Origin of the sequence: Pseudomonas sp. MIL9 (assembly GCF_016887925.1) — a bacterium.
GTDB classification, from domain to species: domain Bacteria; phylum Pseudomonadota; class Gammaproteobacteria; order Pseudomonadales; family Pseudomonadaceae; genus Aquipseudomonas; species Aquipseudomonas mohnii.
On record NZ_JAFEHE010000020.1, the window covers coordinates 116,860 to 136,376 of the forward strand.

Sequence of the window (19,517 nt, forward strand, 5' to 3'; positions counted from 1 at the left end):
GCTACCGTCGTGTCTGTCGTCAGACTCTCACTGTTTGTCGCCAGCCTCGCGTCGCAGTTTGCCCGGTGATGTGCCGAACTCGCGCAGCACTGCGGCGGCGAATGCACTCTGGGAGCTGTAACCGACGCGACAGGCAATCTCGCCTATGGGCAGCATCGATTCGCGCAACAAGGTAACGGCCTTATGCAGGCGGCGACTGCGGATGTAATCCATCGGTGTCTGCCCGCATTCGGCAACGAACCGGGCGTGCAGGCGAGCACTGGAGAGGCCGGACACGCGTGCCAGATCGGCGACTTGCAGCGGGTAGGCGGCGTATTGGTCAATGTGCGCATTCAATGCAGCATAGGGCAGGCGCCGAGTACCGACGCTGTCAGGCCTTGCGTTGCTCAGACTGGCCAGCAACAGCACCGCACCCTGTTGCGCAATCAGCGGATCCTCGACCGGACTGTTGGCCAGCCAGGCGACCAGTTGGCTTTGCCCGGCATCCAGCGACAGCCGTCCAGCGTTGTCGAGCAAGCGTCGGCTGGATTCGGCATGATCGCCCAGCGACTGAGAGACCCATTGATCACCGGGCACGTCCAGTACCAGGCAACGGCTGCCATTGGCGCTGCCGCACGCATGGTGCGCGCCGGATGGCACCACCGCGAAACTCTGCTGAACCACCTGGCTGCCACGCCCGTCGATCTCGAAATCCAGCGCACCCGACAACCCGAACACCAATTGTGCGTGCTCGTGGCTGTGGATGATCAGGTCGTGGCTGTACTGGCGAAGGGTGAGGATCGGTCTCATCGCAGGGCTCCGGGGACTGGGCGGCAGTTTACACCGGAGCGGCTCGTTCGCGTTGTCACAAGACTGACTTGCTGCTGTCATGGGCTATTAATCCACCCGGCGCAAGCTGGCGAAAACCAGTCCTGAGGGTTGCCCATGACCAGCGCCGAGCTCGCCAAACCCAGCCGTAAACAACGAGTGCGGACCCTGTGGATTTCCGACGTGCATTTGGGCACGCGCGATTGCCAGGCCGAGCATCTGTCGCAGTTTCTCAAGGGTTACCACGCAGACAAGATCTATCTGGTGGGCGATATCATCGACGGCTGGAAACTGCGCGGCGGCATGTACTGGCCGCAGGCGCACACCAACGTGATCCGGCGCTTGCTGACCATGGCCAAGCGCGGTACCGAGGTGATCTACGTCACCGGCAACCATGACGAATTCCTGCGCCGCTATTCGAAGCTGATTCTGGGCAATATCCAGTTGGTGGACGAAGCGGTGCACGTGACCGCTGACGGCAGGCATTTGTTGGTGATCCACGGTGACCAGTTTGACGTGATCACTCGCTATCACCGCTGGCTGGCCTTTCTCGGCGACTCGGCCTACGAATTCACCCTGACCCTCAATCGTTGGCTCAACCATTGGCGTGCCCGTTATGGCTATGGCTACTGGTCGCTGTCGGCGTACCTCAAGCACAAGGTGAAAACCGCCGTCAGCTTCATCAGCGATTTTGAAGAAGCCATCGCCCATGAGTGTGTCAAACGCGAGCTGCATGGCGTGGTGTGCGGGCACATTCACCATGCCGAGATTCGCAAGGTCGGCGAGGTGGATTACCTCAATTGCGGGGACTGGGTGGAGTCTTGCACGGCGCTGATCGAGCATTGGGATGGCACGATCGAGTTGTATCGCCTGGCGGATGCCCAGGCGCGGGAGGCGCAGTTGAAGGCTTTGAAAGTCGCCGAGCCGGCTTGAACATTGCGCTGATTGCAGTGGCCTCATCGCGAGCAGGCTCGCTCCCACAATTTGATCGTTTTTCCTGAAAGAACGCGGTCCCCTGTGGCCTGTCAGGCGGGTGAGTATTCTTCCATCGCCGCCTTGTAGATCGAGTGCTTCGGCTGCGCAAACAGCCGCGCCATCATCGGTTCAAAGAAGCTCAGCGGCAGGGTGTCATACGCCGGATCAAACGCCGCCGCATCGTACCTGGCGCAGAATTCGATGGTTGCCAGGTACTGCGGGTGATCGCTGAATTGCTCGCGCAGGTGCCGGTCCATGCCCAGGTGATGGAAGAAGTAGTAGCCCTGGAAAATTCCGTGTTTTTCCACCATCCACAAATTCTCGGCGCTGACGAACGGTTTGAGGATGGCGGCCGCGATGTCCGGGTGGTTGTAGGAGCCAAGGGTGTCGCCGATGTCATGGAGCAGGGCGCAGACCACGTACTCTTCATCGCGGCCGTCGCGCCAGGCGCGGGTGGCGGTTTGCAGGGAGTGGGTCAGGCGGTCCACTGGAAAGCCAGCAAAATCACCCTCCAACAACTTCAGGTGCGCCGCGATTCGTGCCGGCAGTTGACGGGCGTAGGCACTGAAGTCCGCAGCAATGATCGCCCAGTCTTCCTGGGTGCCGTCCTTCATGTGGGTGAAACGGGCGTTTGCATTCATCGGCAATCCTCCTGTAACGGCACGCGTCCCAGAATCATGTCGCGATACATGACGAAATCGCCGAGCAGGCTATAGAAGGGATGTTGGAACGTTGCAGGGCGATTCCTTTCGAAGAAGAAATGTCCGACCCAGGCGAAGCTGTAACCGGCCACCGGCAAAGCCCATAACAGCATCCAGGCGCCCCGACCAATGGTCAGCGCCAGAATGAAAATGACCAGCGTCGTGCCGATGAAGTGCATTCGTCGGCAAGTGCTGTTGCTGTGCTCGCTGAGGTAATACGGGTAAAACTCAGCGAAGCTGTTGAATCGTTTGACGTTTTCCACGACCGCGATCTCTGTGGTTATTGTTCTGACTGCAAGTTGTTCTGCGGGTAGCTTATTTGAGTCTAGAGTGATCAATGGCATCGGCCAGTGACAATAGGCGCCACTTTAGTATCCTTCGGAAATTGGCCGTGACATTGCGGCTCATCATGTAAGAACCCGACATGAGCGAACGAACGACTTCTGCAAGCTGGGCGATGGGGATTGTCAAAGCACTGGAAATGGACGGCCTGGATTGCCGGGTTCTGTTCAAACAGCTGGGGCTTGACTACGCGGCATTGGATGATCCGGATGCGCGATTTCCGCAGGACTCCATGACACGACTCTGGCAACGCGCGGTTGAGCTGTCCGGCAATCCGGCGATTGGCCTGAACATGGGCAAGGTGGTACGACCCGCGCAGTTCCATGTGACCGGCTACGCCTTGATGTCCAGCCAGACCCTGGCCGAAGGTTTCAAGCGGCTGGTGCGTTACCAGCGAATCATTGCTGAAAGCGCGGACCTGAGTTTCCGTCTGCTGGATGAGGGGTATGCGCTGATTCTGACGGTCCACGGCGATCATTTGCCGCCCACCCGCCAAAGCGCCGAAGCCTCACTGGCCTGCGCCCTGGCGTTGTGCGGCTGGCTGACCGGTCGCACGCTGCACCCGCGAAAAGTGCTGGTCCAGGGCGATCAACCGGCCAATCTCGAGCCCTATAAACAGGCTTTCCATGCGCCCTTGGTGTTCAACGCACCTTACGATGCGCTGATTTTCGAGCGTTCGGACATGGAAGCGCCATTGCCGACAGCCAACGAGGCCATGGCGCTGCTGCATGACCGCTTTGCCGGCGAATACCTGGCACGGTTTTCCGAGGGGCGCGTGACCCACAAGGCGCGGCAGGTGCTATGCCGCTTGCTGCCACAGGGCGAGCCCAAGCGCGACACCGTGGCGCAAACGCTGCACCTGTCGCAACGTACTTTGCAGCGACGCTTGCAGGAAGAGGGCACGAGTTTTCAAGCGTTGCTCGACGACACCCGGCGCGAATTGGCCGAGCAGTATCTGGCGCAACCGACCATGACGCTGCTGGAAATTGCCTACCTGCTGGGGTTCGCCGATCCGAGCAACTTCTTCCGCGCCTTCCGGCGCTGGTTCGATGCCACGCCCGGCGAATACCGGGCGCGATTGATGGAAGCGCCACCGACGGTCAGTGACGCCAGAACGCCGGAATGCACAGAACAAACACCGTAATGATCTCCAGTCGGCCCAAGAGCATGCCGAACGAGAGAATCCACTTGGCGGCGTCGGGCAGCGAGGCGAAGTTGCCGGCCGGGCCGATGGTTTCACCCAGGCCGGGGCCGACACCGGACACGGTGCTGGCGGCGCCGGTGAGCGCGGTCATCCAGTCCACCCCGAGCAGCGACAACAACAGCGCGATCACGCAGATGGTGATGGCGAAGAAAAACGAAAAGGTCAGAATCGAACGCACGATCTCTTCATCGAGCCGGTGACCGTTGTACTTCTGCTTGATCACCGCGCGCGGGTGAATCAACTGATTAAGGTTGGCCTTGAGCAGAATGTAGGCCACCTGGAAGCGGAAAATCTTGATCCCGCCAGCCGTCGAGCCGGAACAACCGCCGACAAAGCCCAAATAGAAGAACAGCATCAGCGAGAAATTGCCCCAGAGGCTGTAGTCCCCCAGTGCGAAACCGGTGGTCGTCACCACCGACGTCACGTTCAGCGCGACATGCCGCAGCGCTTCCAGCCAATGCAGTTTGGTGGTCCACCAGTACCAGGTGCCGAGCACCAGCCAGGTCACCAGTAACATGCCGAGCAAGCCTTGAACCTGTTGATCCTTGATCAGCGCCCGACGGTTGCCGCGCAGGGTCGCTACATACAGGGTGAACGGCAGGCTGCCGAGAATCATGATGACGATCGCCACCCAGTGCACCGCCGGTTGTGTCCATTTGGCCAGGGACTGGTCGGAGGTGGAGAAACCACCGGTGGAAATCGCCGACATCGCATGGTTGATCGCATCGAACAGGCTCATCCCGGCCCACCAGAACGCCAGGCTGCCGACAATGGTGATGCCGACGTAGGCCGCTACGATCAACCGCGCCACCATGTGTGAACGGGGCATGACTTTTTCGGAACGGTCCGACGACTCGGTCTGAAACAGCCGCATGCCACCGATGCGCAGCAGTGGCAGAATCGCCACCGCCATGCCGATAAAGCCGATGCCGCCGATCCAGTGCAACAGCGAGCGCCACATCAGAATGCCGGGGGACATGCTGTCCAGGCCACTGAGTACCGTCGAGCCGGTGGCGGTGATGCCGGACATGCTTTCAAAAAACGAGTCGGTGTAGCTGATGCGCTGGGTCAACAGAAACGGCAGTGCGGCGAAGATGCACACCACCAGCCAGCTGCTGACGGTCAGCAGGTACATGTCCCGTGGACGCAGGTGAATGTGCTCGGGTCGTCCCGGAATGACCAGCGCCAAGCCGGCGACAAAGGTGATCATACTGGCCCAGAGGAACGACGGCAGGTCATGGGTGCGGTCGAAGATCACCAGCGTGGCCATGGGCACGACCATGGCGATGGCCAGGGTTATCAGGAAGATGCCGATGATGAAACCAATGATCCGTAAGGTCGGCAACGCCATGAGGTCCGCTCGGCTGAATGTGGGAAGGGCGCCATTCTACCTGCGGTGCAGGGCATGTAAACCGGCACTCTGGCGGTAGATACCGCTAGAATAGCCGCACCAATTTTTCAGGAGGTGGCCGATGCAGGCTCTCGACGTATTGCTCAACCGTGTTTCCGTCCCACGCCTGGTCGAGCCGGCTCCCACGCCAGAGCAGCGCGAGGCGCTGTTTGCCGCCGCCATGCGTGCACCCGATCACGGTCACTTGCAGCCGTGGCGTTTCTTGACCGTCGAAGGTGCTGCGCGCGAGCAAATGGGCGAGTTGCTGGCCGAAGCCGCAAAGCTGCAGGATGGCGAAGCCAGCGAGGCGGCCATCGACAAGGCGCGCAACGGTCCGCTGCGGGCGCCGCTGGTGGTCGTGGTGATTGCGCGCTTGCAGGATCACGTCAAATATCCAAAGTCCGAGCAACGGCTGGCGGCTGGCTGCGCGGCCCACGGGATTTTGCTGGCGGCCTATGCGCAGGGCATTGGCGCGGTGTGGCGTACGGGTGATCTGGCCTATTCGCCGCATGTGGCCAAGGGCTTGGGATTGGCCGAAGGTGAGGAGGTGATTGCGTTTCTGTACCTTGGCACGCCGCAGAAAGAACCGCGCGTTGCGGAGAAAGTTGATCTGGCCGAATTTGTCAGCGCCTGGCCCGGTAAAGCCTGACGACCTCGATCAAAAGTGGCAGCGAGCCTGCTCGCGATAGCGGTGTTTCAGTCACTTTGATTGTGAATGTACTGCCGCTTTCGGGAGCAGGCTCGCTCCCACAGGGGTTCAGGGTTGGACCACTGCGCCTGGGACGAGTGGCAATTCCAGGCTGGCAATAAACCCGCCTTCCGGGTGATTGGCCAGCACCAGACTGCCGCCATGTCTCTCCGCTGCCCGCCGTGCAATGGCCAAACCCAAACCGTGGCCTGCCGCAGTCTGCCCCGGCGCGCGGTAGAAGGGTTCACCGAGTTGATTCAAGTGTTCGGCGTCAACGCCCGGCCCATGATCGCGCACGCTCACCACGATCCGGTCTCCCTGACGCAATGCCAGCATTTCGATCGGTTGCCCGTTCACCGGGTTGAAGCGCTGGGCATTGCGCAGCAGGTTGTCCACGGCGCGTTCGATCATGGTCGGCCAGCCTTTCAGGTTCAGTTGCGCCTCAGCCTCCAGTCTTACGCTTTGTTCCGGTGAAGCCATTTGCGCATCCCGTTGCAGCGCTGTGAGCAAGGCGTTGAGGTCCACCTCCTCAGCGCTGGCGTTATCGGCATCGACCCGCGCCAGCACCAGAATTTCGCTGATCAGCGCTTCGAGTCGGTCACATTCGCGCGTGAGGCGCGGCCAGAGCTTTTGCCGTTCTTCCGGTGACGCCCGTTCGGTCAAGGCCAGGGCAATGCGCAGCCGGGCGAGGGGAGAGCGCAGTTCGTGGGACACATCGCGCAGCAATTGCCGCTGGCTGCCGATCAGGCTTTGCAGGCGTGCACCCATGCGGTTGAAGTCGTTGGCCAGCACACCGAATTCATCGCGGCGGTTGGCCAGTTTGACCAGGCTGTTCTGTTGGTAAGTGGTTTGCCCCAGATCATGCACCGCGCCGCGCAAACGGTTGAGGGGGCGGGTGATGGAAAGGGTCACGAACAAGCTGAACAGGGTCAGCACCACCAGGGCAATCCCCAGCGCACTCAACGGCCAGAGCAGGCTTTCGCGGTGCCAGGCGTCCAGTTCCGGGTGTGGAATGCGGTAAATCAGCAGGTAGGTGTCGCCGGTTTTTTCGCTGGTGTATTCCGCCGTCAGACGACGCCATGGCAGGTGCCGGTCATCATTGTTCTGGCGTGCTTCGAAGGCCGCCGCGCGACGTGGGAAGGTGCCGCGCACCACCGGGTCGCCGCTTTCGTTGAGCACCTGAACATCGATGTGATATTGGCGTTTGCGCTGTTCGAGAATGTCCTGGGCGGCTTCCTCGCCTTGGGTCTCATAGGTTTGAGTCCACTCCTCGGCCAGGGTGTTGAGGCCGGGATGACGACTGAGAATCCACGCGTCCTGATTGAGCATGTGCCCCAGCAGAATGGAGAGTCCTGCAACCAAAGCGATCGCCAGCCAGAAGCTGGCCAGAATACGCCAGAACAATGAGCGCACAGAAAATCCTCGAACAATCACGGAATCACATGTAGGAGCGAGCCTGCTCGCGAAAAACGAATAGACAACACGTGCTACCTGTTGCCGCGCGTTATCGTTGACGTCCATCGCGAGCAGGCTCGCTCCTACAGTAAAAGCATCAGACCCAACGGTGTTCAGCCATTGGGTCCGGGGTTAACGCATTATTGCGCTTTTTGCGGTTGTTGCGCTTTCCAGGCCTTGAATTCGGCCCATTCGGCGCGGCGTTCAGCCTGTTGCTTCTGGATCTCGTCGAATTTCTTCTGCTGATCCGGCTTCAGCAGGGCGCGGACGTCGGCTTCGGCTTTCTTGTGGTTGGCGGCCATTTCGTCCTTCATGGCTTTCTGGTCGGCTGGCGAAAGTTTTTCCAGGTACTTGTCTACCAGTTGCTGACGCTCGTGCATTTGCTCGCCCATGATCTTGCGGATCTGATCGCGCTGTTCGCGGCTCAGGTCCAGTTGGCTGTACGGGCCTTTGCCGTGCATGCCGTGCATCTGACCGCCGTGGCGCGAACCGTCCATTGGCCCACCCATCGGGCCTGTGCCTTCAGGCATGGCCATGGCAACGGTCGGCAGGGCGGCGGCGAACATCAGAGCGATAAGAGTCTTGCGCATGGTGAATCTCCTTGTCTCGTTCCCGGTACGTTCCGGATGAGTACAGATTACGGAGATCAAGGTCAGCGGCGGTCAGTGGAGCGTAAAGCTTGGGTAAAGATGGTTTTCCGCCGACCTGACATAACGTCATTTGGGGCGCCGGTCTGGGGCGAGGGAGCAAGCTGACTCGCCACAGGTTGCAGTCGGCCAGCTCCTTCTCGGTTTACAGGCTGTAGTAGTAACCACGGCTACGCAGCGCGACGATGCGCGGACGGCCATCCGGGTGCGGGCCGATCTTCTTGCGAAGGTTGCTGACGTGCATGTCCAGGCTGCGGTCGTACAGCGTCAGTTTGCGACCGAGGGCGATTTGCGCCAGTTCCTGTTTGTCCAGTGGCTCGCCGGGTTGCTTGAGCAAGGCTTCCAGCAAGCGGCTTTCGGAGACGGTGAGGGTGAATTCCTGTTCGTCGATGCTGACCACGCCGCGCACCGGGCTGAAACATAGATCGCCCAGTTCCAGCTGACTGGAAACGGCCGCGGGGTGGCTGCGGCGCAACACCGCTCGCAGGCGGGCGGTCAGTTCCCGCGGGTCGCAGGGTTTGGCCAGGTAATCGTCGGCACCCAGTTCCAGGCCGAGGATGCGGTCCAAAGGTTCACCGCGGGCCGAAAGCATCAGTACCAGCAAGTCCGGGTGATCGCTGCGCAGTTGCTTGAGCAGTTCCAGGCCGCTGCCATCGGGCAACATCACATCCAGCACGACGGCTGCCGGAGACGTTTCGGCCAGTGCACGACGGGCGCTCTGGCCATCGTGACAGGCACGGACTTGAAAGCCTTCCTGGCTCAGCCAACTGCTCAGGAGCTCGCACAGCTCCTGGTCATCATCAATAAGTAACAGCTCGCTCATGACTCACTCAATTTAGCCATTGTCGACGTTTTCGACTTGCACCACTGGCGAAGATACCGCAGAGCAAGGCCAATAGCGCAACTCCGGCGCCGATGACGAACCATTGTTGCTGATCGGTCAGCAAGCGCGGCAGCGGGCTGCTGGCCTGGGCCTCCTTGAGTTGCAGCTTCAAGCGCTGGTTCTCCTGGCGCAATCGGGCCAGCACGGGGCTTTCGCGTTCGCCATCGGCATTTTGCAATTGTTTGCTCAGTTCTTCCCGTTGCCGCTCGCTTTCCTTAAGACGCTGTTGCAACTCGGTGATCTGGCTGCCAGCGTTCAGGGACAGCGGCGTCGAATTACCGCCACTGGCGCTTTCTTCACCGTGGACGGGGGCCACGATCGACAACGTGACCAACATCAGACACAACGGACCCTTGCGCATCACGACTCCTGATTCCAATACGAGTATTGGGAAGTTGTCGGCAGGCAAACGAGAATAATGAGCGATTGAGAGCGCGATGAACCGAGAAGGTTCATCGCGAGGGGGACGAATTACGGCAGGACTTGCTTGAACGGTTTGACCGAAACGTTGGCGTAGACGCCTGCGGCGATATACGGATCGGCGTCGGCCCAGGCCTGGGCAGCGCTCAGGGAGTCGAATTCGGCGACGATCAGGCTGCCGGTGAAACCCGCCGCGCCCGGATCATTGCTGTCGACCGCCGGATGCGGGCCGGCCAGTACGATGCGACCTTCGCCCTTGAGCACTTGCAGACGCTCAAGGTGCGCTGGCCGGGCGGCCAGGCGAGCTTCCAGGGAGTTGGCGACGTCTGTGGCAATGATTGCGTAAAGCATGTCAGTCCTCGGTTTTTGGCGTGGTGGTATCGGCATCGTGCAAGTGGCGGGACAGGTAGATACCTTGACCGACCAGGAACAGCAAAGTCATGCCCAGGCTGCCGAATACCTTGAAGTCGACCCAGTAGCTCTGGAAGGTGAACGCGACAAAGAGATTGGCGGCACCGCAAAACAGGAAGAACACGATCCAGGCGATGTTCAGGCGGTTCCAGATGGCGTCAGGCAGGGTCAGCGCGTGGCCCATGATGCGTTTGATCAGCAACTGCTCACCGACGAAATGGCTGCCAATGAACGCGAGGGCGAACAGCCAGTTGACCACCGGGGCCTTCCATTTCAGGAAGGTCTCGCTGTGGAACGCCAGGGTCAGGCTGCCGAAGACCAGGCAGGCGATCAGGGTCAGCCACTGGCTCTTCTCCAGCTTGCGCTGTTTGATGAACAGCGTGCCGTAGACCACCAGGGAACTGATGATGAGCATCGCGGTGGCGCTGTAGATGCCGCCTACAGTGACCTCGTGGCCGGCAATGTCGACGACCCTTGGATCAATCTTGAAGACGATGAAAAACAGCAGGAGGGGGATGAAATCGATGAATTGTTTCACAGTGGCAGCCAGAAGCAGGATGTGGCGGCATAATAACAAACATATGGGCGCGCGATAGCGCCAGCTGATTTGAGGTTACAAAGCCCCGTGAATGTTGATTTGCACTGCCATAGCACGGCCTCCGATGGCGCCCTGGCGCCTGCGGTTCTGGTTGCGCGTGCGTTCGAGAAAGGCGTGCGAGTCCTGGCCTTGACCGATCACGATACCCTCGAGGGCCTCGACGAGGCCCGCAACGCAGCGAACGCGCTGGGGATGCAACTGGTCAACGGTGTCGAATTGTCCTGTACCTGGGGCGGTGCGACCATTCATGTATTGGGCTACGGTTTCGACGTCAATGCCGCGCCGTTGGTCGAGGCAATCGCCAAATTGCATGACGGTCGCTGGTTGCGATCCGAAGAAATCAGCCGAAAACTGGCGCTCAAAGGCATGCCGGGCGCGCTGGAAGGCGCACGGGAGATCCAGCAGGAATTGGGTGACAGCGGCAACGCGCCGGCCCGCCCGCACTTTGCCGACTGGATGGTGCGCGAAGGTTTCGTCAAGGATCGCGCCGAAGCGTTCCGCAAATGGCTGGGTGCCGGCAAGCTGGGCGACGTCAAGCTACATTGGCCGACGCTGGAAGATACCGTTGAAACACTGCGCGCAGCCAACGCCTGGGTCAGTCTGGCGCACCCCTGGCATTACGATTTCACGCGCAGCAAACGTCGCCGCCTGATTGCCGACTATATTCAAGCAGGGGGCCACGCGATTGAAGTGGTCAATGGCCATCAGCCCGCCGAGCAAGTGGGCAGCCTGGCCATTCTCGCCCGGGAGTTTGGTCTGCTGGTTAGCGCCGGCAGTGATTTTCATGGCCCTGGAGGCTGGTCCGAGATCGGTGAGTACCGCCCGGTCCCGGAGGATCTGCCACCACTGTGGTGTCGATTCAAACATGACCCAATTATTGCCGCCGTCTGAACAGGTAGAGAATGTGAGTCAATTTTTCCAGATTCATCCGGAAAACCCGCAAGCGCGCCTGATCAAACAGGCGGTCGAGATCATCCGCAGCGGCGGGGTGGTGATTTATCCCACGGACTCGTCCTACGCCATTGGTTGCCAGATCGGCGACAAGAATGCCGTGGAGCGTGTGCGCCGGTTGCGTGGGCTGGATGACAAGCACAATTTCGCGCTGATTTGCAGCGACCTTTCGCAACTGGGACTGTTCGCCAAGATCGACACCGGCCTTTTCCGCTTGCTCAAGGCCCATCTACCGGGCCCGTACACCTTCATTCTCAACGCCACCCGTGAAGTGCCGCGCCTGCTGTTGCACCCGAAAAAACGCACCATCGGCCTGCGGGTGCCGAGCCATCCGATTGCCTTGGCGCTGCTCGAAGAGCTCGGCGAGCCGCTGATGAGCGTGACTCTGATCCTGCCCGGCGAAACAGACCCGATGACCGATCCCTATGAAATGCGCCAGGTGCTTGAGCATCAGGTTGACCTGATCATCGACGGCGGTTTCGGCGGGGTTAAGGCGTCCACCGTGATCAACCTCGCCGACGGCGAGCCGGAAGTGATCCGCGTCGGTTGCGGCGATCCCACGCCGTTCATGGCCGAGGCCTAGATGTCCGCAGTAGAACCCGTCGACAGTCAGGCCGGAGCCCAGCAAGAGCTGCCCTTCGCCATGGTCTATGGCCAGGCGGTCATGGAAATGCCGCTGGACTTGTACATTCCGCCGGATGCGCTCGAAGTCTTTCTCGAAGCCTTCGAAGGCCCCCTCGATCTGCTGCTGTACCTGATCCGCAAACAGAACATCAATATCCTCGACATCCCTGTGGCGGAAATCACCCGTCAGTACATGGGGTATGTCGAGTTGATGCAGTCGGTGCGCCTGGAGCTGGCTGCCGAGTACCTGGTGATGGCCGCGATGCTGGCCGAGATCAAGTCGCGGATGCTGTTGCCACGGGCTGAAACCGTCGAAGACGAGGAAGAAGACCCGCGCGCCGAGCTGATCCGCCGCTTGCAAGAGTACGAGCGCTTCAAGGCCGCCGCCGAAGGCATCGACGGTCTGAGTCGCGTCGGTCGCGATGTGCTGGTGCCCAAGCTCGACGCCCCGGAGGCCCGGGCGCGCAAGCTGCTGCCGGACGTGCGGTTGTCGGAACTGCTGCTGTCCATGGCCGAAGTGCTGCGTCGCGGCGACATGTTCGAAAGCCACCAGGTCAGCCGCGAGGCGCTGTCCACTCGCGAGCGCATGAGCGATGTGCTGGAACGGCTCAAGGGCGGCGGGTTTGTGCCGTTCGTCGAGCTGTTCACCGCCGAAGAAGGGCGTCTGGGAGTGGTGGTGACATTTATGGCGATCCTCGAGCTGGTCAAGGAATCCTTGGTCGAGCTGGTGCAGAATGAGCCGTTCGCAGCGATCCACGTGCGAGCCCGAGCCGAATAACGAGTTGAATCATGAACCTGAGTGAACCCCGCGAGCTGGCACCCTTGCTCGAAGCCTTCCTGTTGGCCTCGGGAAAACCGCAATCCCTGGAGCGTCTGTTCGAACTCTTCGAAGAGGGCGAGCGGCCGGAGCCACCGGTTTTCAAGAAAGCGTTGACGATACTCGCCAAGTCCTGCGATGGCCGCGCCTTTGAACTGAAGGAGGTCGCGTCCGGTTATCGCCTGCAAATCCGCGAAAAGTTTTCGCCGTGGGTCGGCCGTTTGTGGGAGGAGCGCCCGCAGCGCTATTCCCGCGCCATGCTCGAGACCATTGCCCTGATCGCCTACCGCCAGCCGATCACCCGTGGCGAGATCGAGGACGTGCGGGGTGTGGCGGTCAACAGTCAGATCGTCAAAACGCTGATGGAGCGTGAGTGGATTCGCATCGTCGGATACCGCGACGTGCCGGGCAAGCCGGCGATGTTCGCCACCACCAAGGCGTTTCTCGATCACTTCAACCTGAAAAACCTCGACGACCTGCCGCCGCTGGCCGAATTGCGCGAACTGGAGCCCGATCCGGTGCTCGATTTCGACGATGCGCCGGTGCCCGCCGGTCTGCAAGAATTGGCGGACGCCAGCGCCGAGCCGGAAGAGCCCAAGGAAGAAACCAGTTTCCATACGCTGTTGCTGGAACTGGACAGCATGGAGGAGGGGATCAAGACCGATTTCGATGATTTGTTGCGTGATGGCGAGGTATCCGTGACTGATCCGGAGTTCGCTGACGTTCAGCCGGACACCGAAACCGTGCAGATCGAGCCGGCGCCTGACCTTGAAGCGGAGCCTGAAGCAGACATCGAGCCGGAACAGGAAGACGACATTCTCGGTGTCGCCGAAGCCCGGGAAAAACTGCTGGCGGCGGTTGCTGCCCTGGAACAGCCAAAACCCGAGCTGAGTGATGAAGAGGCCGAAGCATTGGCTTTGGCCGAAGCCATCGAAGCCGAACGCCGCGAATTCGAAGACTGACCGCAATCCCGTAACCACCCAATATCCCTGTGGGAGCGGGCTTTGGTAAATCATCACCCAATCACCGGTCGGCGGAAAAGCCAATAAGCTTTGGCGAATCAACTAGTCTCTGATGCGCAAACGCCCTGATGAGCGTATGATTCGCGACCCTTCGGCGATCCCTTCGCCCAGGTACACAGATTTGCAACGTTCCAGGCCACGCCTGGACAGATCACACCGGGAGGTGCCCAGATGAGTATCAACGACCAGCAAGACGACCAGCCAATCGGCCCAGCAGGCGAAAAACTGCAGAAAGTCCTCGCCCGTATCGGCGTCGGCTCGCGCCGTGACGTGGAAGCCTGGATCAGCCACGGCCGCATCAAGGTCAACGGCAAAGACGCCACCCTTGGCCAGCGCGTCGACATGCACGACGCCATCACCATCGATGGCAAGGTGATCAAGCGCGAAGAAGCCGCCGAGTCGGTACGCCGCGTGATCATGTACAACAAACCCGATGGCGAAATCTGCACCCGTGTCGATCCGGAAGGGCGTCCGACCGTGTTCGACAAGCTGCCGCGTCCGAAAGAAGGGCGCTGGATCAACATCGGTCGCCTGGACATCAACACCACGGGTTTGCTGATGTTCACCACCGACGGTGAGCTGGCCAACCGCCTGATGCACCCGTCCTACGAGATGGACCGCGAATACGCCGTGCGTGTACGTGGCGAAGTCGATGACGAGATGATCGAGCGCCTGAAAGCGGGCGTCGTCCTCGAAGACGGCCCGGCGCGTTTCACCGACATCCAGCAGGCTCCAGGTGGCGAAGGGTTCAACCACTGGTACCACTGCGTGGTGATGGAAGGTCGCAACCGCGAAGTCCGTCGTCTGTGGGAGTCCCAGGGGCTGGTGGTCAGCCGTCTGAAACGCGTGCGTTTCGGTCCGGTGTTCCTCAACTCCGACCTGCCGATGGGTCGCTGGCGCGAAATGAGCCAGTACGAAGTCGATATTCTCAGCGCCGAAGTCGGCTTGACCCCGGTGGCCATGCCGCAACTGAACGCCAAGAGCAAAGACAAGCTTGAGCGTATGCAGCGCAAGTCTTCGCGTCCGATGGCCAAGACCGAGCGCGTGCGTACCCTGCGTCCGGCGGCTGGTGCACCTGCCGCGCCACGTGAAAGCCGCGAGCCGCAGATCGAAGGTGAGCGTCCGGGGCGCAAGCCTGTTGCACGTCAGGATGGCGAGCGCGGTCCACGCACGCCACGTCCGGCCAATGGCCGCACCGAGCGCGGTGAAGGTCGCGGCGCCCCAGCCGGTCGCGGTACGCCGGTCGCCGATCGCCCAGTCGACACCAAGCGTCCGGCCAAGCCGGCGCCAAAGCGTCCGGGGATCAAGCTGGTCGAGGGTGACAAGCCTTCAGGCAAGCGTCGTGGCGCACCGGCCGGTTCGGGTCAGCGTCCGGGTTTTGGTCGTCGCAAGCCGGAGTGATCGGTAAGCGCTTCATAAAAAAACGCCAACCCTCGGGTTGGCGTTTTTTTTTGCGCCTGGTTTCAGTGTTGTGCTGATTTTGGGTGCCCCTTCGCTGGCAAGCCAGCTCCCACAGGGTTATCGGGCGTACATAAAATGGGCGGCGCCAAAGATCAAGGTGGGAGCAGGCTTGCCCGCGAAGGCGTCAGGTGCAACACCGTCATGCCGGAAGTGGAAACCCGTCGTTACGCCATGTAACGATTTCCTGACGAATTCCGCCGGTTACCCCCGTGCAATCCTCACTTCCCTGATGCTGTAAGAAAATTCTTCCACTTCACGACCCTTTCAGTCTCGGCCGATGGCTCTAACCCGCTTGTCTCAACGCCTCATGCAGGGTGTCATGCGCGCCATGCCTGTCGTGCAGGTGCATAACAAAAAGGAGGCGCAATGAACGCCGCAATCCGTTTTCACCTCTCTGCGTGGGGCGATTTTTCTGCCGCCCCCGTCAATGACCCGCAAAGGTCTGAGCCCTTTTTTACAGCCGCCCGAGCCATTCGGAGTGGACACAGGCAATCCCGGCAACCGACACGCTGACTCAGCGGTGTCTGGCGGCAGGGGGTTAGCGGTGTACAATGCGCCGCGTTTTACCTGTGACCTCCTGCGCATCTGCGCAAACCTCGAGGCTATCCGCCTTGTTCACTCCGCCGCGTCACGAGCGTGTCGGGTTCGATTTCGTCACAGATAAAAACAAACAGGTGACGCATGACCGTTGTAAATACGCTGAACTCCTGGTGCCTGCGCTGGGGTTTGATCGGTGCCGCTTAACGCCTTTGCTGAGCAGCAACGTCTACTGAACATCATCAAACCTTGCGTGAGACCCTTTTCATGAGTGGACAAAACTCGCATTCAGGCGAGCTGAAACGCGGCCTGAAAAATCGCCACATTCAACTGATTGCCCTCGGTGGCGCGATTGGTACCGGTTTGTTCCTCGGCTCGGCCGGGGTGCTGAAATCCGCCGGCCCGTCGATGATCCTCGGCTATGCCATTTGTGGCTTCATAGCCTTCATGATCATGCGCCAACTGGGCGAAATGATCGTTGAAGAGCCTGTGGCCGGTTCTTTCAGCCACTTCGCACACAAATACTGGGGCGGTTTCGCCGGCTTCCTGTCGGGCTGGAACTGCTGGATCCTGTACATCCTGGTGGGCATGTCGGAGCTGACCGCCGTCGGCAAATACATTCACTACTGGGCGCCGCACATCCCGAGCTGGGTCACGGCTGCTGGCTTCTTCGTGCTGATCAACCTGATCAACCTGGCCAACGTCAAAGTCTTTGGCGAGGCCGAGTTCTGGTTCGCGATCATCAAGGTCGTGGCGATCGTCGGCATGATTGGCCTGGGCAGCTACCTGCTGGTCAGCGGTCACGGCGGCCCGCAAGCCTCGGTGAGCAACCTGTGGTCCCACGGCGGCTTCTTCCCGAACGGCGTCAGCGGTCTGGTGATGGCCATGGCGATCATCATGTTCTCCTTCGGAGGCCTGGAAATGCTCGGTTTCACCGCAGCCGAAGCCGACAAGCCGAAAACCGTGATCCCCAAAGCCATCAACCAGGTGATCTACCGGATCCTGATTTTCTACATCGGTGCGCTGGTTATCCTGCTGTCGCTGACCCCGTGGGACAGCCTGCTGCAGACCCTGAACGCATCCGGCGACTCCTACAGCGGCAGTCCGTTCGTCCAGGTGTTCTCGATGCTGGGTAGCAACACCGCCGCGCACATCCTCAACTTCGTGGTCCTGACGGCGGCGTTGTCGGTGTACAACAGCGGCACCTACTGCAACAGCCGCATGTTGCTGGGCATGGCCGAGCAGGGCGACGCGCCGAAAGCGCTGGCGAAGATCGACAAGCGCGGTGTGCCGGTGCGTTCGATCCTGGCCTCGGCTGCCGTGACGCTGATCGCGGTGCTGCTGAACTACCTGATCCCGCAAAACGCGCTGGAACTGCTGATGTCGCTGGTAGTGGCTACCCTGGTGATCAACTGGGCGATGATCAGCTTCTCGCACTTCAAGTTCCGCCAGCACATGAACAAGACCCACCAGACGCCGCTGTTCAAGGCCTTGTGGTACCCGTACGGGAACTACATCTGCCTGGCGTTCGTGGTGTTCATTCTCGGCGTGATGCTGTTGATTCCGGGGATCCAGATCTCGGTGTATGCGATTCCGGTGTGGGTCGTGTTCATGTGGGTCTGCTACGGCATCAAGAACAAGCGCAGTGCGCGACATGCGCTGCAGGCTGCCAGCGCGAAGTAAGCGTGGAACACAGAAACAACAAACCCGGCCATGTGCCGGGTTTGTTGTTCTTGATGTTCTGATTTCACGATCGCGCTGAAGTCTGGTTCCTACAAAGTCGGGAATCGTTTACTACAGTCATTTCGGAATTTTAATAAAACGGATTGATTCAGAACGGGCCTACACCCTGCCTGCTCCTGTTTGCCCTAGACTCGGGCGCTCCAGTTAAACAAGGAGTGCTGATTGTGGCGAGTCAAAGTTACATGAGTATCACCGGTAAACGACAAGGCTTGATTTCAGCGGGTTGTTCAGGCCAAAGCTCTATCGGCAACAAATGCCAACTCAGCCATCAGGATGAAATCATGGTGTTGGCTTACTCGCACGATATGCTCACGGGTAATGATGGCAGTGTTGCAGGCGGTCGCGGCAAGCACATGCCGATCATGATTACCAAAGCTATCGATAAGTCATCGCCTCTGCTGGCGAGCGCGCTGCATGCCGGTGAAGAACTGGACTGCATCATCAATTTATACCGAACCTCCTCGACCGGAGGTCAAGAGCGATATTATTCGATACACCTCACCGATGCGCGTATTGCGCATATCAGCCTGCAGGTTCCCCATGCCATTCGCATGAATGATGCCGAGCCGCAAGAGTTGGTGTCTATCCGATACAGGAATATTGCCTGGGCGCATGTTCCAGCGGCGACCAGTGCTTATAGCACCTGGATGAAAGAGGATGAATGAATCTTCCTGCGATATTCATGATGTAACCAGGTCTGCTTCTGATCTGGTTGCAGCGGGGTGCGCCATTGGCATGGCGCATATTCCTGACGGTTTTGCACGGCTTCGATTTGGTTCGATGGTCGCTTCCTATGTTGATGAAGTGATTCAGGCGGTTGATGAGGGGGTTATTAGTGCGTGGCAGGCCGTACAGGAAATAAGGGCTGAATATGAAGACTTGGCGTCAAAGGCGCGCTTTTATCTTCAAAATGGTGTTGGGGTTGTTGCGGGGGTGATGCAGGTTAGGACGGGGTTTACGATTATCGGAACTCCGGGAGGGCTCGGTGTGATTCCAGGCACCCTCATGGTTGGGCATGGAGCAAATAATATCTATGAAAGCTTCGGAAATATTTATCGTGGGCCGGGTGCTCCGAGCACGGTTGGGCCTGTTAGGTATTTTTATAGGGATATGTTTGATGAAAAGGGTGACATGATTTACTACTCAATGGACTTGTTTCTTTCCGCAATCGGGGTTTTTAGGCCGGTGTCAAAGCCTGGTTCGGTGGAGTTGTTCAGGCGTGATCCAATTAACTATGAGATGGCTTATCGACAGAGTGGTAGGTTGGCTTTGTTTTTTGAAGTATTAGTTGATTTTTTTACGATAGACTCAATGCTGTCAGATTGATCTTTTGCTCTAACTCTAGGAAATATTTTAGGAGGCGAATTTGGTCATATCACTCCACGCATTCTAGGGATGTAAATCTTTAAGCCGCAAATAACTAGAATTATGTAGGTTATCAGATAGGCTATGTCTAGATTGCTTTCATCTATGTAGATTACTTTTCTGATGCCGAACACAATAATTCCGGTGGGGAGTCCGGAACAGCCTAAAACCATGAAGGTGACTGCAATATGATATCGAATGTTTTCAATGTTCATGGGTTGTAAGGTCTTGTTTTTTTGGTGCGTTGGATGAGGTGGTTGTGTAGTCTGTAGTGACTTATGCGAGTGTTATGTCATTCCTCGCATTCTAGGTATATAAATTCGTGGTCCAATTAAAACAAGTGCTATGTAGGTTGTAAGGTATGCGATTTTTAGATGTTCTTCATTTATGTGAATTACTTTATTTATGCAGAATACGATGGCGAGTGTGGGAAGTCCCGAGGAGCCTAAAACCAAAAGAGTAACTGCAATATGGTA

General features: G+C 59.1%; 21 protein-coding genes. 11 read left to right on the plus strand and 10 right to left on the minus strand.

Annotation, left to right across the window (positions count from 1 at the left end; translation table 11 throughout):
* Positions 1–27: 27 nt before the first annotated feature.
* Positions 28–789 carry an AraC family transcriptional regulator gene (locus tag JQF37_RS20110; RefSeq protein WP_130203828.1) on the minus strand — a complete coding sequence of 254 codons (762 nt, stop codon included), beginning with the start codon at positions 787–789 and terminating at the stop codon, positions 28–30.
* 135 nt (positions 790–924) lie between these two features.
* On the opposite strand from JQF37_RS20110, the gene JQF37_RS20115 reads away from it, so the two are divergent.
* Positions 925–1,740, plus strand: coding sequence for a UDP-2,3-diacylglucosamine diphosphatase (locus JQF37_RS20115; protein WP_047532099.1), 816 nt, complete (start codon positions 925–927; stop codon positions 1,738–1,740).
* Positions 1,741–1,832: 92 nt separating this feature from the next.
* Here JQF37_RS20115 and JQF37_RS20120 read toward each other — a convergent pair whose 3' ends face one another.
* Positions 1,833–2,423 (minus strand): HD domain-containing protein, encoded by a 591-nt coding sequence (locus JQF37_RS20120; protein ID WP_130203827.1) that lies wholly within the window; start codon positions 2,421–2,423, stop codon positions 1,833–1,835.
* A complete protein-coding gene (locus tag JQF37_RS20125; RefSeq protein ID WP_130203826.1) occupies positions 2,420–2,746 on the minus strand; it encodes a DUF962 domain-containing protein in 327 nt (108 codons plus the stop codon). The genes JQF37_RS20120 and JQF37_RS20125 overlap by 4 nt, the downstream gene beginning before the upstream one ends.
* Before the next feature lie 161 nt (positions 2,747–2,907).
* Between JQF37_RS20125 and JQF37_RS20130 the strand changes: the two genes are divergently transcribed.
* Entirely contained in the window at positions 2,908–3,969 is a 1,062-nt protein-coding gene (locus JQF37_RS20130) for an AraC family transcriptional regulator (protein ID WP_081997935.1), read from the plus strand.
* Here JQF37_RS20130 and JQF37_RS20135 read toward each other — a convergent pair.
* Complete coding sequence (locus JQF37_RS20135; protein WP_130203825.1) at positions 3,926–5,380, minus strand: TrkH family potassium uptake protein; 1,455 nt, start codon at positions 5,378–5,380, stop codon at positions 3,926–3,928. The genes JQF37_RS20130 and JQF37_RS20135 overlap by 44 nt on opposite strands.
* Before the next feature lie 121 nt (positions 5,381–5,501).
* Here JQF37_RS20135 and JQF37_RS20140 point away from each other — a divergent pair, with 121 nt between their 5' ends.
* Positions 5,502–6,068, plus strand: a complete 567-nt coding sequence (locus JQF37_RS20140) for an NAD(P)H nitroreductase (RefSeq protein WP_103406377.1) — start codon at positions 5,502–5,504, stop codon at positions 6,066–6,068.
* Positions 6,069–6,176: 108 nt separating this feature from the next.
* Here the strand turns inward: JQF37_RS20140 and JQF37_RS20145 are convergent, their stop codons facing one another.
* From JQF37_RS20145 to JQF37_RS20170, 6 genes are all read right to left on the minus strand, one after another.
* Positions 6,177–7,520 carry a HAMP domain-containing sensor histidine kinase gene (locus JQF37_RS20145; protein WP_130203824.1) on the minus strand — a complete coding sequence of 448 codons (1,344 nt, stop codon included), beginning with the start codon at positions 7,518–7,520 and terminating at the stop codon, positions 6,177–6,179.
* Between the two features lie 182 nt (positions 7,521–7,702).
* Positions 7,703–8,152: an LTXXQ domain protein gene (locus JQF37_RS20150; protein ID WP_130203823.1), complete on the minus strand. Its 450-nt coding sequence runs from the start codon at positions 8,150–8,152 to the stop codon at positions 7,703–7,705.
* Positions 8,153–8,354: 202 nt separating this feature from the next.
* Entirely contained in the window at positions 8,355–9,032 is a 678-nt protein-coding gene (locus JQF37_RS20155; protein WP_130203822.1) for a response regulator transcription factor, read from the minus strand.
* Between the two features lie 7 nt (positions 9,033–9,039).
* Positions 9,040–9,453, minus strand: a complete 414-nt coding sequence (locus JQF37_RS20160) for a translation initiation factor 2 (protein WP_130203821.1) — start codon at positions 9,451–9,453, stop codon at positions 9,040–9,042.
* A gap of 110 nt (positions 9,454–9,563) precedes the next feature.
* Positions 9,564–9,863 (minus strand): YciI family protein, encoded by a 300-nt coding sequence (locus JQF37_RS20165; protein ID WP_008156126.1) that lies wholly within the window; start codon positions 9,861–9,863, stop codon positions 9,564–9,566.
* A gap of 1 nt (position 9,864) precedes the next feature.
* On the minus strand, positions 9,865–10,461 hold the full coding sequence (locus JQF37_RS20170) for a septation protein A (protein ID WP_130203819.1): 597 nt from the start codon (positions 10,459–10,461) through the stop codon (positions 9,865–9,867).
* A gap of 87 nt (positions 10,462–10,548) precedes the next feature.
* On the opposite strand from JQF37_RS20170, the gene JQF37_RS20175 reads away from it, so the two are divergent.
* The 8 genes from JQF37_RS20175 (at position 10,549) to JQF37_RS20210 (ending at position 19,002) form a co-directional block, all read left to right on the plus strand.
* Positions 10,549–11,412, plus strand: a complete 864-nt coding sequence (locus tag JQF37_RS20175; RefSeq protein WP_103406381.1) for a PHP domain-containing protein — start codon at positions 10,549–10,551, stop codon at positions 11,410–11,412.
* A 13-nt stretch (positions 11,413–11,425) separates the two neighbouring features.
* The gene (locus JQF37_RS20180) at positions 11,426–12,055 is read left to right on the plus strand and encodes an L-threonylcarbamoyladenylate synthase (protein WP_130203818.1); all 630 of its coding nucleotides are present in this window, start codon (positions 11,426–11,428) and stop codon (positions 12,053–12,055) included.
* Between the two features lie 60 nt (positions 12,056–12,115).
* Positions 12,116–12,874: a ScpA family protein gene (locus JQF37_RS20185; RefSeq protein WP_174552501.1), complete on the plus strand. Its 759-nt coding sequence runs from the start codon at positions 12,116–12,118 to the stop codon at positions 12,872–12,874.
* 11 nt (positions 12,875–12,885) lie between these two features.
* A complete protein-coding gene (scpB, locus tag JQF37_RS20190) occupies positions 12,886–13,875 on the plus strand; it encodes an SMC-Scp complex subunit ScpB (RefSeq protein WP_130203817.1) in 990 nt (329 codons plus the stop codon).
* A gap of 231 nt (positions 13,876–14,106) precedes the next feature.
* Complete coding sequence (rluB, locus tag JQF37_RS20195; protein ID WP_047532076.1) at positions 14,107–15,336, plus strand: 23S rRNA pseudouridine(2605) synthase RluB; 1,230 nt, start codon at positions 14,107–14,109, stop codon at positions 15,334–15,336.
* Positions 15,337–16,200: 864 nt separating this feature from the next.
* Complete coding sequence (locus tag JQF37_RS20200; RefSeq protein WP_130203816.1) at positions 16,201–17,616, plus strand: amino acid permease; 1,416 nt, start codon at positions 16,201–16,203, stop codon at positions 17,614–17,616.
* A 224-nt stretch (positions 17,617–17,840) separates the two neighbouring features.
* The gene (locus JQF37_RS20205; RefSeq protein WP_130203815.1) at positions 17,841–18,341 is read left to right on the plus strand and encodes an Hcp family type VI secretion system effector; all 501 of its coding nucleotides are present in this window, start codon (positions 17,841–17,843) and stop codon (positions 18,339–18,341) included.
* Positions 18,334–19,002 (plus strand): DUF4225 domain-containing protein, encoded by a 669-nt coding sequence (locus tag JQF37_RS20210; RefSeq protein ID WP_130203814.1) that lies wholly within the window; start codon positions 18,334–18,336, stop codon positions 19,000–19,002. Before JQF37_RS20205 ends, JQF37_RS20210 begins: the two co-directional genes overlap by 8 nt.
* Positions 19,003–19,517 lie beyond the last annotated feature (515 nt).